Below are 17,680 nucleotides of genomic sequence, written 5' to 3' on the forward strand. Positions count from 1 at the left end.
GCTTTCCTTCCCCGCGCCGCCTGCTTATCACGAGCCTACGCGCAAAGAGCCGGGGACGCAGAGACTTGATCACCATCACCACGACGGAAGAACTCGCCGCCTTCTGCGACCGTGCCCGCCAAGCCCCCTATGTCACCGTCGACACCGAATTTTTGCGTGAGCGGACCTACTACGCCAAGCTCTGCCTGCTGCAGCTGGCGGTGCCGGGCGAGGACGAGGGCGCGGCGGTGCTGGTGGACCCGCTCGAGGGCGAGATGTCGCTCGCGCCGCTCTACGACCTCTTCCGAGACAAGAGCACGGTCAAGGTGTTCCACGCCGCGCGCCAGGACCTCGAGATCTTTTTCGTCGAAGGCGGCGTGATCCCGACCCCGCTCTTCGACACCCAGGTGGCGGCGATGGTCTGCGGCTTTGGCGAGCAGGCGGGCTACGAGACGCTGGTCAAGCGGATCGCGCGCGAGAACCTCGACAAGACCTCGCGCTTCACCGACTGGTCGCGGCGCCCGCTGAGCGAGGCGCAGAAGGCCTATGCGCTGGCCGACGTGACGCACCTGCGGGTGATCTACGAGCACCTCTCGGACGAGCTGGAGCGCACCGGCCGCACCGCCTGGGTCAACGAGGAGCTGTCGGTCCTCACGAACCCCGCCACCTACGTGATCCACCCCGAAGAGGCGTGGCAGCGGGTCAAGACGCGCAACAACTCGGGCAAGTTCATGGCCCTGGTCAAGGAGCTGGCGGAATTCCGCGAGCGCTATGCCCGCGACGCCAATCTGCCGCGCAGCCGTGTGTTCAAGGACGACGCGCTGCTCGAGCTGGCCTCGACCAAGCCGCGCACCGCCGAGGATCTCGCGCGGTCGCGGCTCCTGCTGCGCGAGGCGCGGCGCGGCGACATCGCCGACGGCATCCTGGCGGCGGTTGCACGCGGCCTCGCCTACCGACCGGAGGACTATCCCGAGGTCGATCGCAGCCGCGAGAAGATGCAGGTCAACCCGGCGCTTGCCGACCTGCTGCGCGTCCTGCTCAAGGCCAAGTCCGAGAAGGTCGGCGTGGCGCAGAAGCTGGTTGCCACCTCGGCCGAGCTCGACGCCATCTCGGCGGGGGAGCGGGACGTGCACGCGCTCCACGGCTGGCGGCGCGAGGTCTTCGGCAACGACGCGCTGCGCCTCTGCGACGGCGCGATCGCGCTCGCCGCCAAGGGCTCGTCCGTCGTCGTGGTGGATCTCTGAGGCGTCAGCGGCGCGCGGCGAGAGCGTTCGTCGCCCCAGAGACTTGGATCTCGCGCACGCCGGCCAGCGCCTGGTCCGTCAGGAAGACAGCGACCACCAGTTCGCGCGACCGTTCCGTCGACACACGAGTCGGCCCCGCCGGCGGCAGCGCGCGGAACTGATACGCCAGCACCCCCTGCCCCGCATTCGGCACCGGCACCAGCGCGGCACCGTGCCAGCCCTGAACCGGCGGCAGGCCCGTGGCGCGCACGATGGCGCCCCCTGGGTTGCGCTCCACCGTCAGGTTCGTCACCTGCGGCACCAGCGGCCGCGGGTCGCTGACCCCCTGCACGGGCGCCGCCACGGTCTCGACCCGCTCGGCACGGCCAAACCAGTTCACCGGGTTCAGCCGCGAGCGGCCGATCCTCGCGCAACCGGCGACCGCGCCGAAACCTGCCAAAGCGATGAAATTGCGCCGCTTCATTCCCCGTCCCCGGCTCCCTCGTCGCACCGGACCTAGCCGAAACGCCGCGGCTTGAAAAGCCGTCCGCTCTGGACATGCCGGAGCGCCGGACTTAGCTCGGAGGCCGAGGAGACGCGCATGGCCACTCAAGCCTTCGAAGAGATCGCCGAGACCTTCGAGTTCCTGGGGGACTGGGAGGACCGCTATCGCTACGTCATCGACCTCGGCCGGGCGATGGAGCCGCTCGACGAGGGCCTCCGCGTGCCCGCCACCAAGGTGGAAGGGTGCGCGAGCCAGGTCTGGCTAGTGCCCGAGATCGACGGTCAGGGCGCGGCGGCACGCATCGGCTTCCGCGGAGACAGCGACGCGATGATCGTGCGCGGCCTGATCGCCGTGCTGATTGCGCTCTACGACGGACTGACGGCGCGCGAGGCGCTGGCGGTCGACGCCTCGGCGGAGCTCGAGCGTCTCGGTCTCCACGATCACCTGTCGTCGCAGCGCTCGAACGGTCTGCGCGCGATGGTCGAACGGGTACGCGCCATCGCCGCCTCCGCCGAGGCCGCCGCCTAGAGCCTCGCCAGCGCCGGGGCGAGGTCGCCGTAGCCGGTGAAGCGCCGCTCATAGGACAGTCCCAGCCGCGCCGCATGGCCCCGCGCCAGCGCGTCGAGCTCCGGGTCGTCCGTCTGGGCCTGATAGACCAGCCGTTCGTAATTGCCGAAATAGAGGTCTCGCAGCTCGGGGTGACGGTCGAGCCCGAGCGGCCGCCAGACGAAGGCGTCGAACTGCCGCACGAGGAAGTTTGTGAGGTAGAACGCCGTCGCCTCGTCCCGCGTCGCGAAGGCATCGACGCCCTCGATGAAGGCGTAGCAATGCGGCCCCGGCATCATCCGCACGCCCAGCCGCGCGCACGTCGCCTCGAGCTGGCCGCCCGTGCCGCAATCGCCGTAGACGACGAAGATATCATCGTAGGCGTCGCGGTACCGCGCCACCGCCGCCTCGACCGCCGGCGCGATCCGCTCGGGCCGGTTGTGCAGGATCGCTGGCAGGCAGGTGAGGTCCAGGTGGCTCCAGCCGTTCGCGTCGCGCAGCGCGAGGATCTCGCGCGCCAGCGCCCCGCACGCGATCAGCAAGAGGCGCCCCTGCCCGTCGGGCGCCAGCCCCGCGCGCGTCAGCGTGGCGTCATCCGCCGGCTGCACGAGACACCAGCCGCACCGCGGTTCCATAACAAAGCACCTCTGACGCGCGGTGCTGGATCGTGGATGTCTCAAGCCTGACCGCCACTACCGCGTCCGCGCCAAGCCGCGCCGCCTCCTCGACCATCCGGTCGATCGCCTGCTCGCGCGCGCCGCCGAGCAGGGCGGCGTATTCGCGGATCTCGCCGCCCACGATGTTGCGGAGCGACGCGACGATGTCCGAGCCGACGTGCTTCGCTCGCACGGTCGAGCCGCGGACGAGGCCCAGCACCTCGGCCACCTCGCGCCCAGGCACGCCGTCCGTGGTCACGACCAGCACGTCACTTCTCGATTCGGTCATAGCGCTGGTCCTCGCGGTTTCTCACCCGGTCGGCGGCGATGCGCACGACCACGTAGGCGAGCGGCAGGATCACCATCGCCGACCCCGCCGCGATGCCGGGCGCGTACGCCGAGGCCGTCAGCAGCGCGCCGAGCCACACGGTGATGCCGGCGCCGACGATCACGAGGACCAAGATCAGGACGAACTTGTCGAGCGGCATACTGCACCTCCTTGCCCGCACCATAGCTGTCCCGCCAGAGATGGTCACGCCGACGCTCCTCGGCGAGGGGTCAGCCGGCGGCAGGCTCGCCCGCGCGCCTGCGATGCGGTGCGGCGACGCAAGCGACGCCCAGCATCAGGCCCGAGATGGTGGCGATCATGCCCGCCGCGCTAACCGCGTCGGCCCGGCCGAGCCAGAGCGGCCCGTAGCCGGCGAAGACGTAGCCCGCCAAGGCCGCCACGGCGGCGATCACTGCCGAGAGCAGCACCTGCCGCTCGAGCCTGTTGGTCATCAGGCGCGCGGTGGCGGGCGGGCAGATGAACATCGCGATCACGAGGATCGAACCCACCGCATCGAACGCGGCCACGGCCGCCACCGCCGCGGCCACCACCAGCGCGAGGCCCAGCGGCACGGTGCGAACCCCGAGCGAGCGGGCATAGCCCTCGTCAAAGGTCGAGATCTTGAGCGGTCGCCAGAGCAGCGCGACGAAGAGGATCATCGCCCCGCAGGCCACCGCCGTGCGCAGCAGCTCCGGCGGCAGCCCCACCAGCGCCTCAGAATCGAGGAGCGAGCTCCAGCCGGTGGCGTCGAGCCAGATCAGGCTTTCGAGATTGCCGTAGAGCGCATGCTCCACATCGAGGTGCACCGACGACGTGTCGCTCCGCTCCAGCAACAGGACGCCGCCCGCGAACATCGCCGTGAAGACCACTCCCATGGCGGCGCCGGGCTCGATCCGCCCCAGCCGCCGGATCGCCTCGATCAAGAGGACCGCGACCACCGCCGCGCCCGCCGCGCCCGCCAGCATCGGCAACGCCGCGACCGTGCCGGTGACGAGGAACGCGGCGACGATGCCCGGCAGCACGACGTGGCTGATCGCGTCGCCGATCAGCGCCTGCCGCCTCAGGATCAGGAAGTTGCCCGGCAACGCGCAGGCGACGGCCGCGAACGCGCCGATCCCCATCGGCACGAGGGACAGGACGACGAAGTCGCTCATGGCGTCACCGCATGCGGCGCGCCGATGCGGCGGTCAAGTTCGCGTATTTCGTCCGGGGTCAGCACGGCCTCGATAGGGGTCAGCCCGTCATAGCGCCCGGCGGCCGTCTCGTGGGCATGGAGCTTCCGCGCTTCGGACCAGCGCGCCTCGTCCCTCAGCGCGCGCGCCGCCTGCGCGCGCCCCGCCTCGGTCGGCACGCCGTCGCCGCGGGCGAGTCCGGCGCGGGCCAGGAGGCGGAGCGTGTAACGCTCCAGCACCGGCTGCCCCTGCGCCAGCGCCAGGAGACCCTGCCGCAGATGCACTCGCCGCTGGAACCGCCGGTGCCGCAGGAAGGCCGCCAGCACGCCCCGCCCCGGCGCGAAGGCGAGCGACAGGCAGAAGACCGCAAAGGCAACCAGCACCACGATCGGCCCCGTCGGCAGATCGGGCGCCGAGGCCGATATGGCGGCGCCGAGATAGCCAGAGACGCCTCCGATGACGCCCGCGATCGTCGCGACATGTCCCGCCCGCTCGGACCAGAAGCGCGCGGCGACTGGCGGGATGATGAGCAGCGCAACGATTAGGATCAGGCCGACCACCTTGAGCCCGATGATGGTGACTGCGAGCACCAGGGCCATCGTCGCCAGGTCGATGCGGCGCACGTCGATACCGCTCGCCGCCGCGTAGCCTGGATCGAAGGCGACCACCGTCATCGGCCGCCGCAGCAGGAGCGTTGCCGCCACCGCCAGCCCACCGCCTACGGCGATGGTCGTGGCCTCGCTCATCAGCATGCCCGCCGTCGCACCGAGGAGGAAGTCCTCGATCCCCGCCTGCCGACCGGAGGACATGGTCTGGATGACCGTCAGCAGCACCACGCCGAGCCCGAAGAAGCTCGAGAGGATCGCGCCGATGGCCGCATCCTCGTTGAGGCGGGTCCGATCGGAGATCCACTGCACCGCCAGCAGGCCAAGCCCCGCCGAGAGCGCCGAGCCCAGCAGCAGGCCCGGCAGCCAGCGCCCGTCGCCCCCGAATGCGACCATCACCATGAAGGCCAGAGCCACGCCCGGCAGCGTCGCGTGGCTGATCGCATCCGAGACGAGCGCCCGCTTGCGCAGGAAGAGGAACGTTCCCGCCGCCCCCGCCGCCGTGCCAAGCAGGCCCGCGCCCACGGCGACGAGCGCGGCGTTGTAGCCCGCCTGAAGCGTGAGCGCCTCCCACAGCATCAGGTCGCCCCGAGCCTCAGCTGGTCGATCTGCACGGTGGCGAGGCGGCCGCCATAGGCCTCCTGCAGCGCCTCGCGCGTGAAGGCGTCCGCCACCGGCCCCTCGGTGATGACCCGGACGTTCATCAGCGCGACTCGGTCGAAGTAGTCGGCGACGGTCGAGAGGTCGTGGTGCACGGCAACGACGGTCCGCCCCTCGTCCCGCAGCGCCTTGAGGACGTCGATGATGGCCCGCTCGGTCGCGGCGTCGACGCCCGCGAAGGGCTCGTCGAGCAGGTAGAGGTCCGCCCCCTGCGCCAGCGACCGCGCAAGGAACACCCGCTGCTGCTGACCGCCCGAGAGCTGGCCGATCTGGCGGTCGGACAAATCCGCCATGCCGACGCGGGCGAGCGCGTCAAGTGCCGCTTGACGGTGCCGCGCCCGGACCGGACGCAGCAGTCCGAGATCGCGCCAGAGGCCCATCAGCACCACGTCGAGCACCCGCGTCGGAAAGTCCCAGTCAACCGAAGCGCGCTGCGGCACGTAGGCCACCCGCCGTCGCACCTGCCCCAGAGGCTCGCCGAAGAAGTGCGCCTGCCCCGAGAGGCGCGGTGTCACACCCAGCGCCGCCTTGAGCAGCGTCGACTTGCCGGCGCCGTTCGGGCCGACGATGGCGGTCATCGACCCCTCCGGCACCGTCAGGTCCGCCGAGAAGACCGCCGGCGCCTCGCCGTAGGAGACCGTGAGGCCGCGCACGACCAGCGCACCCTCGCCGGCGGGATGGACAGCACGCCCCTCGGATGCCGCAAGCTTGATCGCCTTCATGCCCCGGCCTCCAGCAGGCCGTTCATGCCCCGCGACGGCACCTCGCCGCCGAGTGCACGAACGATTGTCGTGACGTTGTGGTCGATCATGCCAAGATAAGTCCCCTCATAGGTGCCAGGCTCGCCCATCGCGTCGGAATAGAGCTCGCCGCCAATCCGCACCTCGTGCCCCTGCGCCGCCGCACCTTCCGCCAATGCGCGCACGTTGCGATCGGACACCGAGGATTCGACGAAGACGGCGCCGATGTCGCGCTCGACGAGCAGGTCGACCAGCTCGCCAATGCGGGCGAGGCCCGCTTCGCTCTCGGTCGAGATCCCCTGGATCCCCAGTACCTCCACGTCGTAGGCGTCGCCGAAATAGCTGAAGGCGTCGTGGGCCGTCACCAGCACACGTCGACCCTCAGGCACGGTCGCGGTCACCTCGGCCGCATAGCCGTCCAGCGCCGTCAGCTTCTCCCGATAGACATCGGCGTTGCGACCGAAGTCCTCCGCCGCTTCCGGCCGCGCGTCACTCAGCGCGTCGCGCACGGAAAGCACGACCTCGCCCCAGAGCTCGGGATCCATCCAGACGTGCGGATCCCACCGCCCCTCGTAGGTGCCATAGCTCAGCAGCCGCTCGCGCGGCAGGGCTTCGGCGACGGCGACCACCGGCTGGCGCTCGGCCAGCTTCTCCAGCAGCTCCTCCATCTGCGCCTCGAGATAGAGGCCGTGCCAGAGCACGAGATCGGCACGGGTCAGTGCGGCAATGTCGCTTCGGGTCTGGCGATAGGAATGCGGATCCACGCCCGGCCCCATCAGCGAGCGGACTTCGACATGCTCGCCACCGACCTCTCGCGCGGCGTCGGCAATCATGCCGGTCGTGGTCACCACTTGCAGCGGCGCCTGCGCCCGCGCCGGCAGCGCAACCCACAGGATCAGGGCGCAGAGAATCGCAATACGGCTCAACATTCTTTCGGCTCCAAATGGCTCACGTGCAGGAGCATATGCGAACGATTCTCAACATTCAAGCAAGTTGCGAATGCCTCGCAATTTCAGCGGAGCGTGTCGAGCACCTGGAAGATCGGGCCATCCTCGGTCTCGGAGAGATGCGCCCGCACGCCGAACACGCGGCTGAGGAGCTCCGCAGTCAGCACGTCGCGCGGCACACCGTCCGCGGCCTTGCGCCCGTGGTCGAGCAGGACGAGGCGCGTGCAGTGCCTGAGCGCCAGCCCGAGGTCGTGCATCGAGACGAGAATGCCGCGCCCCTCGCCGGTCAGCTCGCTCAGCAGGCGCATCAGTCCCACCTGATGCGCCGGATCAAGGCCCGCCGCCGGCTCGTCGGCCAGAAGAAGCGGCGTGTCCTGCGCCAGCGCCCGCGCAAAGAGCGCGCAAGCCCGTTCGCCGCCCGAGATGTCCGTCGCCGGGCGGTGGCGCAGCGGTCCCAGTTCCATCCGCTCCAGCGCCGCCTCGACCGCCATCCGGTCCGCCGGCAGCCCCGCCGGGCCGTGCGGCAGGCGGCCAAACGACACCAGCGTCTCGACCGACACCGGCCAGGCGATCTCGCGGGACTGAGGCATCCAGGCGACGCGGCGGGCGCGGTCCGCGGGCGAGAGCGCGGCGAGGTCGCTCGATCCGTTGAAGGGCAATAGACCCAGCGCCGCCCGCATCAGACTGGTCTTGCCCGCCCCGTTCGGCCCGATCAGGCCCACCAGCTCGCCCGGACCGACGCGCAGGTCGACCTCCTCGACGACGGGCCGCCCGCCAAGCCGCACGCCCAACCGCTCGAGCGTCATCAGCGTCATCCAAGTCGCCGCCGCGTCGCGTAGATCAGGTGCAGGAACACCGGCGCCCCGACCAGCGCGGTCAGCACGCCGAGCTTCAGGTCGCGCTCCGGCAGGATCAGCCGCACCGCGACGTCGGCCGCAAGCACCATCGCCGCCCCGCCCAGCGCCGAGGCCGGCAGCAGCCGCGACGGCCGCGCCCCGACGAGGGGCCGCAGCAGATGCGGGACCACAAGGCCGACAAAGCCGACCGTTCCCGCCACCGCCGTCGCCGCACCGACCATCGCCGCCACCCCGGCCACGACGGAGAGCCGCAACCGCAGGAGCCGCACCCCCATCGTCGCCGCCGCATCCTCGCCCAGCGTCAGGGCATCGAGCGCCGGACCGAGCCGCAGGAGCAGCAGCGCTCCCGCCGCCATGAAGGGCAGCGCCAGCCACAGGTGGGAGAAGGACCGGTCCGCCAGCGAGCCCAGCATCCAGAACACGATCTCCGTCGCGGCGAACGGATTCGGCGAAAGGTTGAGCACCAGCGAGGTCAGCGCCCCCGCCAGCGCGCTGATGGCGATACCCGCCAGGATCAGCGTCAGCGACGGCCCCCGCGGGCCGGCGAGCAGCAGGATGGCTGCGCCCGACAGTGCGGCGCCCGCGAGGGCGGCAAGCGGCAGCGCGGGGGCGAAAGCGGCGGCGAGACCGGTCTGGATCGCCAGCACCGCCCCCAGCGCGGCGGAGGACGACACGCCGAGCAGCCCTGGCTCGGCCAGCGGATTTCGCAGGTAGCCCTGCATTGCCGCGCCGCCAAGCCCGAGGCTCGCGCCGACGCAGACCCCGAGCAGCGCCCGCGGCAGCCGGATCTCTCGCATGACGAGCGTCGTCGCCCCCTGGTCCTGCACCAGTGCCAGCAGCGCGGTACCCGGCGCGATGCCGGCCGGTCCGATCAGGAGCGAGGCCAGCAGCAACGCGCCCGTCAGCGACAGAAGCGCAGCGTTCAGCGCCGGAGCCGGCATAGTCAGTGCGCAAGCGCGCGGCGCTCGCCCGACAGCCGCTCCACTGCTGCGAGGACGTGCGGCGTTCCGCAGACCCAGTCGCTGCCCATCGGCGCCTCCGACCGGTGCAACGCACGCAGTGCCGGATGGTCCAGCACCTCCTCCGCCCGCGACGCGCCCGGCTGCCGCCCACCGCTCACCACGAGGTCCGGCGCCAGCGTGACCAGCACCTCGAGCGGCAGGAAAGCACCGCCCGACACGCCCGCCGCAGCGGCCGCGTTGTCGAAGCCCGCCGCCGCAAGAATCTCTCCCGCCAGCGTCTCAGGTCCCGAGGCATAGCCCTGCGCCTGGTAGAGCGCCGCGTCCGGGCGCTCCCCCTCGGCGGGCGCGAGGGCCGCGAGGTCAGCATCGAACTCTGCCACCATCGCCTCCGCCTCCACTTCGCGCCCCAGCAGGCGTCCCACGGTGCGGAGGTTCGAACGAACTTCGTCGAGCGAGGCCGCCGGCGGCAGCGTCTCGACGCGGATGCCGAGACGGCTCAGCATCGATCGGGTCGCGGGCGTGGTGTAGCTGCCGGCCAGCACGAGGTCGGGGCGCATCAGGAACACCTCCTCGGCGCGGCCGTGGTTGGCCGGCAGCCGCCGCGCCGCCTCGGCCATCGCCGACGAGCGCGGATCCTGCGACAGCGCCGACACCGACAGCAGCTGTCCAGGCGCCGCCAGCATCAGCGCGAGCTGGTCGGTGCAGAGGTTCATGGACACCACGCGCTCCGGCGCCGCCGCGACTGGCGCGGCGGCGAGGGCGAGCGCCGCGCTAGAAGCGCGCAGCCACGCCCAGATACGCCGTGCGGCCCTTGCTGTCATAGCCATAGACCTCTTCATGCTCGGCATCGAACAGGTTCTCGACCCGCGCCGTCAGGTCGACCCGCTCCGTCAGGTGGTGACGCGCCGCGACGTCGACGAGGGTGTAGTCGTCGAGCGAGACACGGTCCTGGCCGAAGGAGGGCGCCGTGAAGTCGAAGTCGACCAGCCCGGAGACATGCTCGACGCCCAGCGTCAGCTCCGTGCGGTCGTTCGGCAGGAGGTAGGTCGCCTCGACCGCAAGATGATGCTCGGGCCGCCTCACCTCCTGCCCGCCATCGGGATCGCTCGCGTCGAGCCAGGTGTAGGCGAGGCCGAGATCGACACGCTCATTCAGGGCATAGCTCGCCGCTACCTCGACGCCCTGCCGGTCGCTCTCGCCGTCCTCGTTGACCGCCGTCGAGAGGAAAGTCACCGGGTCGTAGACCGTCGCAATTTCGTCGGTCAGCACCTGCCGGAAGTAGGTGACGTCGATGACGCCCCGCCCGAAGCGGCGCTCGATCCCGATGTCGAAGCCGATGCTCTGCTCGGACTCGAGGTCGGGGTTGCCGACGAACTGGCCGGGAAAGAAGCCGAACTGATCGAGCAGCGTGGGCTTCTGCACGCCGGTTCCCGCCGAGGCGTGGATCCGCGTCAGCCCGTCCGCCAGCGGATAGGATGCGCCGACGCTCCAGATCGTCGCGTCCTCGAAGCCCGAGTTCTCGTCGTGGCGCAGCCCCAACTGCAGATCGAGGCCCGACGGCAGCGCGCCCCGGTACTCGACAACCGCGCCGACGGTGTCGCGCTGCCGCTTCTCGAGCTGCGACGGGTCGAAGACCAGGTCGGGCTCGACCGCGCGGAACGTCTCGTAGTCATAGTCGAGAGCGAAGGTCAGCGTATGGTCCGCCGCACCGACATAGGGCGCGTCGAGCGCCCAGGTGCCCTGCAGCAGTGCGGTGCGGCGGCGGCTGGCGGTCGCGGTGGTCTGGTGGCCGTCCTCGTAGTTGCGGTCGTCGAACTCGACGAAGCCGAGCCGCGCCTCCGTCGCCAGCCGCCCGCCGAAGAACTCGGACGTCAGCCCGATCGAGCCCAGCACCTCGTCGCGCTCGCGCACGAAATTATCGTCCGTCACCAGCGCGTCCCGGTTCGGCGCGCCGAAGGTTTCCGGGTCGTAGTCGCCGCGTCGGGTGGCGTGCAGAAACGTGAGGTAGGCCGTGGTGGTCTCGGTCACGTCGTAGGCGCCGCGGAAGTCGGTCATGTTGATGCGGTTCTCGTCATCCTCACCATCCGGATCGCCCGAGACGTCGAAGCCCCCGGTCTCGCGCCGCGCAACGCCGAGGCTGACGCGTGAGCGCGCGGTGCGGAGCCGGACCGAGGCGCTGGCCGCGCGGGTGTCGTCCGAACCGACCTCGGCAGAAGCGGTGCCGCCCGTTCCCGGCTCTGTTGCCTGCCGCGTGGTGATCGAGATGACGCCGCCGATCGCATTCGCGCCGTAGAGCGACGATTGCGGCCCGCGCAGCACCTCGATCCGCTCGACGTTCGCAGCGAGCAGGCCGCCGAAGTCGTACTCGCCCGTCTCCGGCGCCTCGAGCGGGACCCCGTCCACGAGGACCATGGTATGGTTGCCCTCCGCGCCCCGGATGCGCACGGCGGTCAGACCACCGACGGTTCCGGCCCGGCTGACCGTGACGCCCGGCAGCGAACGCAGCACGTCGGCGACGTGCGTGTACTGGCGCTCCGCAATTTCCTCGGCCGTCACGACGGAATAGGCGCGGCCGTAGCTCTCGGCGCCGATCGGTGTCAGGCCGCCGATGCGCACGATCCCGTCGGAGACCTGGGCTCCGGCGGAAGTGGCGGTTGCTGCGACAGTCGCGGCGATGATGGCGTGGCGTCTCAAGACTTGCCCCCGGCTTCCGGCGGGGCGAGCGCCCGCCTGTCACGATAATGCCGGCAGAGGACCGCAAGACCCGCCATCGGCGCGAGATCACCACGAGCGGAGCCTCCGCAGCCCGCGACGCGCCCCGCGTCCGGACAGGGTGAGCGCCTCGGCAGGTCTCCTGGCTCGCGGATCGTCGCTCGGCCGGCCTTCCCGGGGGCGTCCCCAGTGGCATCGTCGACCTCGCTCGCCGCTCACAGTTGCGGGGGCAGCCGCGGATTCGCCCGAGCGCCGGACTCACCACGTTCCCTTTTCATCGGACGCCGTGACGCCCGAACCGAAGCAGGTTCTTGGTCGTGCAACGGCTGGATCCCGTCAAGCGGCGGCGGTCAGAAGAGTTCCACACCGTTGCCCGGAGGCTTCGGTGGCGCCACCACCTCGCCCACCCGGTCCACCAGACGCTGGCGCGCGCGGCCGGTGTAGGGCCAGAAGCGCACCATCCGCGCGCGATTTCCGCCAAGGCTGCCGCCGTCGCACGGAATGCCCTCGCGCCGGAGGTAGGCCTCGAGAAACGCCGCATTGCGCGCGCCGATGTCGCCCAGCCCCGGCACCATCGTGGCGCCGCCGAAGACCTTTGCCCGCAGGCGACCGCGGCTTGCGCCCTCCTTGAGCAGGGCGTTGATCAGTCGCTCCATGCTGCAGGCGCCGTGTCCGTCGAAGACGTAACCGCTAACGGTCCGACCCGGCAGCAGGATGTGGTTCATCCCCCCGACGTGCGCCAGCGGGTCCCAGATGCAGGCGGCGACGCAGGAGCCGAGGATCGCGCCGACCACATCGTCCGGGCCACGCCCAAGCGCGTGTGCCCCTTGCCGCACCTGCACGAACTCATGCGCCTCTGCGCCCGAGCCTGGCATCAGGCAGCGGTCAACTCGCGGCCGCAGGCCGACAGGAGCGCCTGCGCGATGTGGTCGAGGTCCACCACACGTCCGGCCGCGCCGATCTCACGGGCGACGCGGGGCATCCCGTCCACGACAGCGGTGTGGCCGCTCTGGGCCAGTGTGGTCGCGCCGGCCTGGCGCAGACGCAGCATCGCTTCGGCCCCGTCCCGGCCCATGCCGGTCAGGATCGCGGCCACGACATCGGCCGCGCGGTGAAGCGCCGAGTCGAACATCACGCCGACCGAAGGGACATGCAGGTCCGTGCCATCGCCCTCTGAGAGGTCCACGACCGGCGTCAGGCGCCCGGCGATCCGCAGGTGGTGCCGGCCGCCGGGTGCCATCAGGATCTTGCCCTGCTCCAGCCGCTCGCCCGCCTCGGCGATCTTGATCCGCGGGCGGAACGCCTCGTTCATGCGGTCGGCGAAGCTTGCAAGAAAGGCGGGCGGCATGTGCTGCGACACAAGCGTCGGCGGACAGTTCTCTGGAAACCGGCGAAAGATGCGCTCCAGCGCGTCGACCCCACCGGTCGAGCTGCCGATCATCAGGATCCGGCCGTTCCAGTCATAATTCTCTGCGCTCGGCAACGCCGCGGTCTCGGCGCGGCGCGAGACGGTCGCGCGCGCGGCCATCCGCACGATGGAGCAGAGCCGCGTGCCGCCGTTGACGTCCTTGCGGATCTCCTCGCGGTCGACGCACTCGATCGCGCCGAGCGACAGCGCCCGGACCGCCGCCGCGCTGCCCTTCTGCGTCAGCGAGGACACCATCACCACCGGCATCGGCCTGAGCCGCATCAGGTGGCCAAGAAACTCCAGCCCGTCCATTCGCGGCATCTCCACGTCGAGCGTGATGACGTCCGGGTTGAGCGCCTTGATCGCGGCGCGCGCCTCGTAGGGGTCGGCCGCCTCGCCCACGACCTCGAGAAACGGGTCGCGCGACAGGATGGCCCGCACGATCTGGCGAATGGTTCGGCTGTCGTCGACGACAAGGACGCGGGTCGGAGCCAAGATAATGATCCTCAGGAGATATGACCGCGAGCGCGTGCGTCATCGGACTGCTGCCGGGACATCCGGTCGCTTTCGCGAGACGGAACGCTGCGGATTCTCCAGACCGCCGTCGGAGGCGGACCGTCGGGCAGAGCGGTGAAGATTCGGTTGAGCCGCCTCAGCCGCCGTGGCGCCGGACGAAGTCGACCAGCATCGCGGTCGAACCGTCCTTGCCCTCGGTGCCCTTTTCGCCCGAAAGCACGGGTTCGAGCGCTCCGGCAAGCTCCTTTCCAAGTTCGACGCCCCATTGGTCGAAGGAGTTGATGCCGAGCATCGCACCTTCGACGAAGACCCGATGTTCGTAGAGCGTGACGATCATGCCCAGAACCTCTGGCGTGAGCTTCGGGTAGACTAGGGTTGTCGAGGGACGGCTGCCGGGGAAGACGCGGTGGCGCGCCTGTCGCTCCAGTTCGTCCCCCTCGAACTTGCCGCGAACGATCTCGCGGGCCTCGTCGAGGCTGCGCCCGCGCAGCAGCGCCTCGGACTGCGCGAGGCAGTTGGCCACGAGAAGCCTGTGCTGGTGCGCCAGCTCCGGCTCGTGCCCCTCGGCCGCCACCATGAACTCGCAGGGGACGATCCGGGTGCCCTGATGGATGAGCTGGTAGAAGGCGTGCTGGCCGTTCGTCCCCGGCTCGCCCCAGACGATCGGCCCGCTGTCGACAGAGAGGTCCGCCCCGTCCATCGACACGCGCTTGCCGTTCGATTCCATCTCGAGCTGCTGCAGATAGGCCGGTAGCCGCGCCAGCCGCTGATCGTAGGGCAGTACCGCCCGCGTGGCATGGCCGCAGCCCTGATTGTGCCAGATCCCCACCAGCGCCAGCATGACCGGCATGTTCTCCAGCGGCTTTGCCGAACGGAAGTGCAGGTCCATCGCCTGCGCCCCGCGCAGGAACGCCCGGAACGCCTTTGGCCCGATGCCGATCATCAGACTGAGGCCGATCGGCCCCCACATGGAGTAGCGCCCGCCGACCCAGTCCTCGAAACCGAACACCCGCGCCTCGTCGATGCCGAAGGCCGCCGTCTTGTCGAGCGCCGAACTGAGCGCCGCGAACTGCGCCGCGGGCTCGTCGATCTTCTCGCTCATCCAGTCGCGGGCGGTCCGGGCGTTGGTCATCGTCTCGATGGTCGTGAACGTCTTCGACGCGACGATCACCAGCGTCGTCGCCGGATCGAGCCCGCGCAGCGTGTCGGCGATATGCGCCCCGTCGACGTTCGAGACGAAGTGGCAGCGCGGCCCGTCGTGGTAGGGCGCCAGCGCCAGCGTCGCCATAGCCGGCCCGAGGTCCGAGCCGCCGATGCCGATGTTGACCACGTCGGTGATCGCGCCGCCCTGCCCTGTGACGCGCCCCTGCCGTACGTCCTCGGCGAAGCGCGCCATCCGCTCCAGCGTCTCTCGCACATCTGGCATTACGTCTCGGCCGTCCACCGTGACCGCGCCGCCGTCGAGGTTGCGCAGCGCGGTGTGCAGCACCGCCCGCCCCTCGGTCTCGTTAATGTTCTCGCCGCCGAACATCGCGTCGCGGCGCGCCTCTGCGCCTGATGCGCGGTAGAGGTCGACGAGCAGGTCGCGGGTCCCGGCGTCGATGTTGGTCTTGGAGTAGTCGAAGAGCAGGTCACTAACGGTGACGCTGAACGCCTCCGCACGCTCGCCATCGAAGAGGTCGAGGATCGGGCGATCACGAACCGCTTCCGACCGCGTTTTCAATGCGTTACAATCCATATCTACTCCGCCCAATGAACGGTTGCCTCATCGAGCAGCGCCGCCACCGGCGCCTCGGCCGGGTCGGCGTCCCGCGCCCGATCGAGCGCCGCGCGCTTCTCCGCCCCGGTGATGAGGATGTGGGTCGAGAGCGCCCCGCGCAGCACCGGCATCGTCAGCGTCACCCGCGGCTCGGGCGCGCCGGGCGCACGCATCGCCATCAGCGGCGGCGCGTCGTCGGCCATCGCCTCGGCCAGCCGGTCGGCACCGGGGAAGATCGACGCCACGTGCAGGTCCGTGCCCATGCCCAGCAGGCAGACCGTCAGCGGCAGCAGCGGCCGCACCGCCTCCGTCAGCTCCTCGAGCCGATCCTCGGGCTGCTCCGCCTCGGCGTAGAGCGGCACCAGCGTGGCGGCCGCCGCATGCTCGGTCAGCAGGTGCCGGCGGATCAGCCGCGCGTTCGAGCGCGGCGCGCTCTCCGGCAGCCAGCGCTCGTCGGTCGGCACGATCCGTACCCGGCCCCAATCGATGTTCGCGGCACAGAGCGCGTCGAAGACCGGCCCCGGCGTCGTGCCGCCGGGCACTGCGAACGACGCCTCGTCATGACGCATGAGATAAGAGTTCAGCTCGCCCGCCAGCACGCTGGCGAGGTCCATCATCATCAGGTCCCGGTCGGGGTACTCGATCAGGTTCATGCCTTGATCTCCCGCCACTTGCGCCCCTCGCGGTGCATCATCACAGCCGCGTCCTCCGGCCCCGCCGAGCCCGGCTCGTAGGGCTTCGGCACGTCCGACCGCGCCTCCCACGCCGCGATCACCGGGTCGGTCCATGCCCACGCCGCCTCGACCTCGTCGCCGCGCATGAAGAGGGTCTGGTTGCCGCGGATCACGTCCATCACCAGCCGCTCATAGGCGTCAGGCACGTCCTCCACGTCGGGGCCGAGCGCGTCGGCGAACGTCATGTCGAGCGGCACATCGACGAGCCGCATGCCCCCCGGCCCCGGCTCCTTGATCGTCACGCGCAGGGTCATCCCCTCGTTCGGCTGGAGCCGGATCGCCAGCACGTTGCGATGCCGCGCCGTCTCGCCACCGAAGATCGAGTGCGGCGCGTCCTTGAACACGACCGCGATCTCCGAGGTCCGCGCCCGGAGCTTCTTGCCGGTACGCAGATAGAACGGCGTCCCCGCCCAGCGCCAGTTCGAAAGGTGCAGCTTCAGGGCGATGAAGCTCTCGGTGCGGCTGCGCGGGTCCTCGACATCGTCGCGGTAGGACGGCTCGCCGTCGCCGGCGTACTGGCCGCGCACGATCTCGTTCGGCTGCACCGGCTCGAGCGCACGGATCACCTTGAGCTTCTCGTCGCGCACCGCGTCGGGCTCGAAGCGGCTCGGCGGCTCCATCGCGATGAGGCAGAAGAGCTGCATCAGGTGGTTCTGCACCATGTCGCGCATCGCGCCCGAGCGGTCGTAGTAGCTGCCGCGCCCCCCGACACCCACCGTCTCGGCCACGGTGATCTGGATATGATCGACATACTGGCTGTTCCAGAGCGGCTCGAAGAGCACGTTGCCGAACCGGACGGCCATCAGGTTCTGCACCGTCTCTTTCCCGAGGTAGTGGTCGATCCGGTAGATCTGCTCCTCGTCGAAGTGCTCGCGCAGCGTGGCGTTGAGCGACCGGGCCGAGGCAAGGTCGTGGCCGAAGGGCTTCTCCACAACTATGCGGGCATTCGGGCCTGCCACGTCATGCTCGTGCAGCCGCTCGGCCAGCGCGCCGAAGAGCGACGGCGAGACCGAGAAGTAGAAGGCGCGGACCACGTCCTCGCGCATCCGCCCCTTCAGGTCGGCCCAGCCGTCTTCGCCGGTCGCATCGATGCAGACGTAGCCCATGCGCTCGATGAACGCGTTGAGCTGGTCATCCGGCAGGCGATCCTCGGGAATGAACTCGGTCAAGGCCTCGCGCACCAGGTCACGGTATTCGTCGTCGGTCAGCTCGGACCGCGCCGCGCCGATGACGCGCGCACCGTCCGGCATCTGCCCGGCCACGAAACGATGGAACAGCGCCGGCAGGATCTTGCGGCGGGCGAGGTCGCCGGTCCCGCCGAAGATGACGAGGTCGAACGAATCGACTGGGATGACGCGCGAGACCATGGCC

The 17,680-nt window shown here is 70.4% G+C and carries 19 protein-coding genes and 1 riboswitch; of the genes, 2 read left to right on the forward strand and 17 right to left on the reverse strand.

Annotation, left to right across the window (positions count from 1 at the left end; genetic code table 11):
- Nucleotides 1–65: 65 nt before the first annotated feature.
- Nucleotides 66–1,223, forward strand: a complete 1,158-nt coding sequence (gene rnd / locus JM664_RS00765) for a ribonuclease D (RefSeq protein WP_227417989.1) — start codon at nucleotides 66–68, stop codon at nucleotides 1,221–1,223.
- Between the two features lie 4 nt (nucleotides 1,224–1,227).
- On the opposite strand, the gene JM664_RS00770 is transcribed toward rnd, so the two are convergent.
- Entirely contained in the window at nucleotides 1,228–1,686 is a 459-nt protein-coding gene (locus tag JM664_RS00770) for a hypothetical protein (RefSeq protein ID WP_227417990.1), read from the reverse strand.
- A gap of 117 nt (nucleotides 1,687–1,803) precedes the next feature.
- Between JM664_RS00770 and JM664_RS00775 the strand changes: the two genes are divergently transcribed.
- Nucleotides 1,804–2,235, forward strand: coding sequence for a SufE family protein (locus tag JM664_RS00775; RefSeq protein WP_227417991.1), 432 nt, complete (start codon nucleotides 1,804–1,806; stop codon nucleotides 2,233–2,235).
- On the opposite strand, the gene JM664_RS00780 is transcribed toward JM664_RS00775, so the two are convergent.
- The 16 genes from JM664_RS00780 to zwf form a co-directional block, all read right to left on the reverse strand.
- A complete protein-coding gene (locus JM664_RS00780; RefSeq protein ID WP_227417992.1) occupies nucleotides 2,232–2,888 on the reverse strand; it encodes a DUF1638 domain-containing protein in 657 nt (218 codons plus the stop codon). The genes JM664_RS00775 and JM664_RS00780 overlap by 4 nt on opposite strands.
- Entirely contained in the window at nucleotides 2,845–3,198 is a 354-nt protein-coding gene (locus tag JM664_RS00785; protein ID WP_227417993.1) for a YbjQ family protein, read from the reverse strand. The genes JM664_RS00780 and JM664_RS00785 overlap by 44 nt, the downstream gene beginning before the upstream one ends.
- Nucleotides 3,179–3,397, reverse strand: coding sequence for a hypothetical protein (locus tag JM664_RS00790; protein WP_227417994.1), 219 nt, complete (start codon nucleotides 3,395–3,397; stop codon nucleotides 3,179–3,181). Before JM664_RS00790 ends, JM664_RS00785 begins: the two co-directional genes overlap by 20 nt.
- A 70-nt stretch (nucleotides 3,398–3,467) precedes the next feature.
- Nucleotides 3,468–4,391: a metal ABC transporter permease gene (locus tag JM664_RS00795; protein WP_227417995.1), complete on the reverse strand. Its 924-nt coding sequence runs from the start codon at nucleotides 4,389–4,391 to the stop codon at nucleotides 3,468–3,470.
- Complete coding sequence (locus JM664_RS00800) at nucleotides 4,388–5,593, reverse strand: metal ABC transporter permease (protein WP_227417996.1); 1,206 nt, start codon at nucleotides 5,591–5,593, stop codon at nucleotides 4,388–4,390. The genes JM664_RS00795 and JM664_RS00800 overlap by 4 nt, the downstream gene beginning before the upstream one ends.
- Entirely contained in the window at nucleotides 5,593–6,396 is an 804-nt protein-coding gene (locus JM664_RS00805) for a metal ABC transporter ATP-binding protein (RefSeq protein WP_227417997.1), read from the reverse strand. Before JM664_RS00805 ends, JM664_RS00800 begins: the two co-directional genes overlap by 1 nt.
- Nucleotides 6,393–7,343 carry a metal ABC transporter solute-binding protein, Zn/Mn family gene (locus JM664_RS00810; protein WP_227417998.1) on the reverse strand — a complete coding sequence of 317 codons (951 nt, stop codon included), beginning with the start codon at nucleotides 7,341–7,343 and terminating at the stop codon, nucleotides 6,393–6,395. The genes JM664_RS00805 and JM664_RS00810 overlap by 4 nt, the downstream gene beginning before the upstream one ends.
- An 83-nt stretch (nucleotides 7,344–7,426) precedes the next feature.
- Nucleotides 7,427–8,176, reverse strand: a complete 750-nt coding sequence (locus tag JM664_RS00815; RefSeq protein ID WP_227417999.1) for an ABC transporter ATP-binding protein — start codon at nucleotides 8,174–8,176, stop codon at nucleotides 7,427–7,429.
- On the reverse strand, nucleotides 8,173–9,159 hold the full coding sequence (locus tag JM664_RS00820) for a FecCD family ABC transporter permease (RefSeq protein ID WP_227418000.1): 987 nt from the start codon (nucleotides 9,157–9,159) through the stop codon (nucleotides 8,173–8,175). Before JM664_RS00820 ends, JM664_RS00815 begins: the two co-directional genes overlap by 4 nt.
- Before the next feature lie 2 nt (nucleotides 9,160–9,161).
- Nucleotides 9,162–10,007, reverse strand: coding sequence for an ABC transporter substrate-binding protein (locus JM664_RS00825; protein WP_406675749.1), 846 nt, complete (start codon nucleotides 10,005–10,007; stop codon nucleotides 9,162–9,164).
- Entirely contained in the window at nucleotides 9,952–11,874 is a 1,923-nt protein-coding gene (locus JM664_RS00830; RefSeq protein WP_227418002.1) for a TonB-dependent receptor plug domain-containing protein, read from the reverse strand. The genes JM664_RS00825 and JM664_RS00830 overlap by 56 nt, the downstream gene beginning before the upstream one ends.
- A 133-nt stretch (nucleotides 11,875–12,007) precedes the next feature.
- Nucleotides 12,008–12,210, reverse strand: a riboswitch (cobalamin riboswitch).
- Between the two features lie 32 nt (nucleotides 12,211–12,242).
- Nucleotides 12,243–12,767, reverse strand: coding sequence for a chemotaxis protein CheD (locus JM664_RS00835; protein WP_227418003.1), 525 nt, complete (start codon nucleotides 12,765–12,767; stop codon nucleotides 12,243–12,245).
- Nucleotides 12,767–13,795, reverse strand: coding sequence for a chemotaxis-specific protein-glutamate methyltransferase CheB (gene cheB, locus JM664_RS00840; RefSeq protein WP_227418004.1), 1,029 nt, complete (start codon nucleotides 13,793–13,795; stop codon nucleotides 12,767–12,769). Before cheB ends, JM664_RS00835 begins: the two co-directional genes overlap by 1 nt.
- Nucleotides 13,796–13,952: 157 nt before the next feature.
- A complete protein-coding gene (gene pgi, locus JM664_RS00845) occupies nucleotides 13,953–15,554 on the reverse strand; it encodes a glucose-6-phosphate isomerase (RefSeq protein WP_227418005.1) in 1,602 nt (533 codons plus the stop codon).
- Between the two features lie 2 nt (nucleotides 15,555–15,556).
- Nucleotides 15,557–16,228 carry a 6-phosphogluconolactonase gene (gene pgl, locus JM664_RS00850; protein ID WP_227418006.1) on the reverse strand — a complete coding sequence of 224 codons (672 nt, stop codon included), beginning with the start codon at nucleotides 16,226–16,228 and terminating at the stop codon, nucleotides 15,557–15,559.
- Entirely contained in the window at nucleotides 16,225–17,676 is a 1,452-nt protein-coding gene (gene zwf, locus JM664_RS00855; protein WP_227418007.1) for a glucose-6-phosphate dehydrogenase, read from the reverse strand. The genes pgl and zwf overlap by 4 nt, the downstream gene beginning before the upstream one ends.
- Between the last annotated feature and the right edge of the window lie 4 nt (nucleotides 17,677–17,680).

The sequence above is a fragment of the Roseitranquillus sediminis genome (assembly GCF_016918935.1).
GTDB lineage: Bacteria > Pseudomonadota > Alphaproteobacteria > Rhodobacterales > Rhodobacteraceae > Roseitranquillus > Roseitranquillus sediminis.

Bases quoted from the DNA above. Each gene is read 5' to 3' on its own strand.
- JM664_RS00820 (WP_227418000.1), bottom strand. From the start codon at position 9,159: ATGCCGGCTCCGGCGCTGAACGCTGCGCTTCTGTCGCTGACGGGCGCG.
- JM664_RS00815 (WP_227417999.1), bottom strand. From the start codon at position 8,176: ATGACGCTGATGACGCTCGAGCGGTTGGGCGTGCGGCTTGGCGGGCGG.
- JM664_RS00775 (WP_227417991.1), top strand. From the start codon at position 1,804: ATGGCCACTCAAGCCTTCGAAGAGATCGCCGAGACCTTCGAGTTCCTG.
- JM664_RS00785 (WP_227417993.1), bottom strand. From the start codon at position 3,198: ATGACCGAATCGAGAAGTGACGTGCTGGTCGTGACCACGGACGGCGTG.
- JM664_RS00810 (WP_227417998.1), bottom strand. From the start codon at position 7,343: ATGTTGAGCCGTATTGCGATTCTCTGCGCCCTGATCCTGTGGGTTGCG.
- pgi (WP_227418005.1), bottom strand. From the start codon at position 15,554: ATGGATTGTAACGCATTGAAAACGCGGTCGGAAGCGGTTCGTGATCGC.
- pgl (WP_227418006.1), bottom strand. From the start codon at position 16,228: ATGAACCTGATCGAGTACCCCGACCGGGACCTGATGATGATGGACCTC.
- JM664_RS00825 (WP_406675749.1), bottom strand. From the start codon at position 10,007: ATGGCTATGACAGCAAGGGCCGCACGGCGTATCTGGGCGTGGCTGCGC.
- JM664_RS00835 (WP_227418003.1), bottom strand. From the start codon at position 12,767: ATGCCAGGCTCGGGCGCAGAGGCGCATGAGTTCGTGCAGGTGCGGCAA.
- JM664_RS00770 (WP_227417990.1), bottom strand. From the start codon at position 1,686: ATGAAGCGGCGCAATTTCATCGCTTTGGCAGGTTTCGGCGCGGTCGCC.
- zwf (WP_227418007.1), bottom strand. From the start codon at position 17,676: ATGGTCTCGCGCGTCATCCCAGTCGATTCGTTCGACCTCGTCATCTTC.
- JM664_RS00805 (WP_227417997.1), bottom strand. From the start codon at position 6,396: ATGAAGGCGATCAAGCTTGCGGCATCCGAGGGGCGTGCTGTCCATCCC.
- JM664_RS00800 (WP_227417996.1), bottom strand. From the start codon at position 5,593: ATGCTGTGGGAGGCGCTCACGCTTCAGGCGGGCTACAACGCCGCGCTC.
- JM664_RS00790 (WP_227417994.1), bottom strand. From the start codon at position 3,397: ATGCCGCTCGACAAGTTCGTCCTGATCTTGGTCCTCGTGATCGTCGGC.
- JM664_RS00780 (WP_227417992.1), bottom strand. From the start codon at position 2,888: ATGGAACCGCGGTGCGGCTGGTGTCTCGTGCAGCCGGCGGATGACGCC.
- JM664_RS00795 (WP_227417995.1), bottom strand. From the start codon at position 4,391: ATGAGCGACTTCGTCGTCCTGTCCCTCGTGCCGATGGGGATCGGCGCG.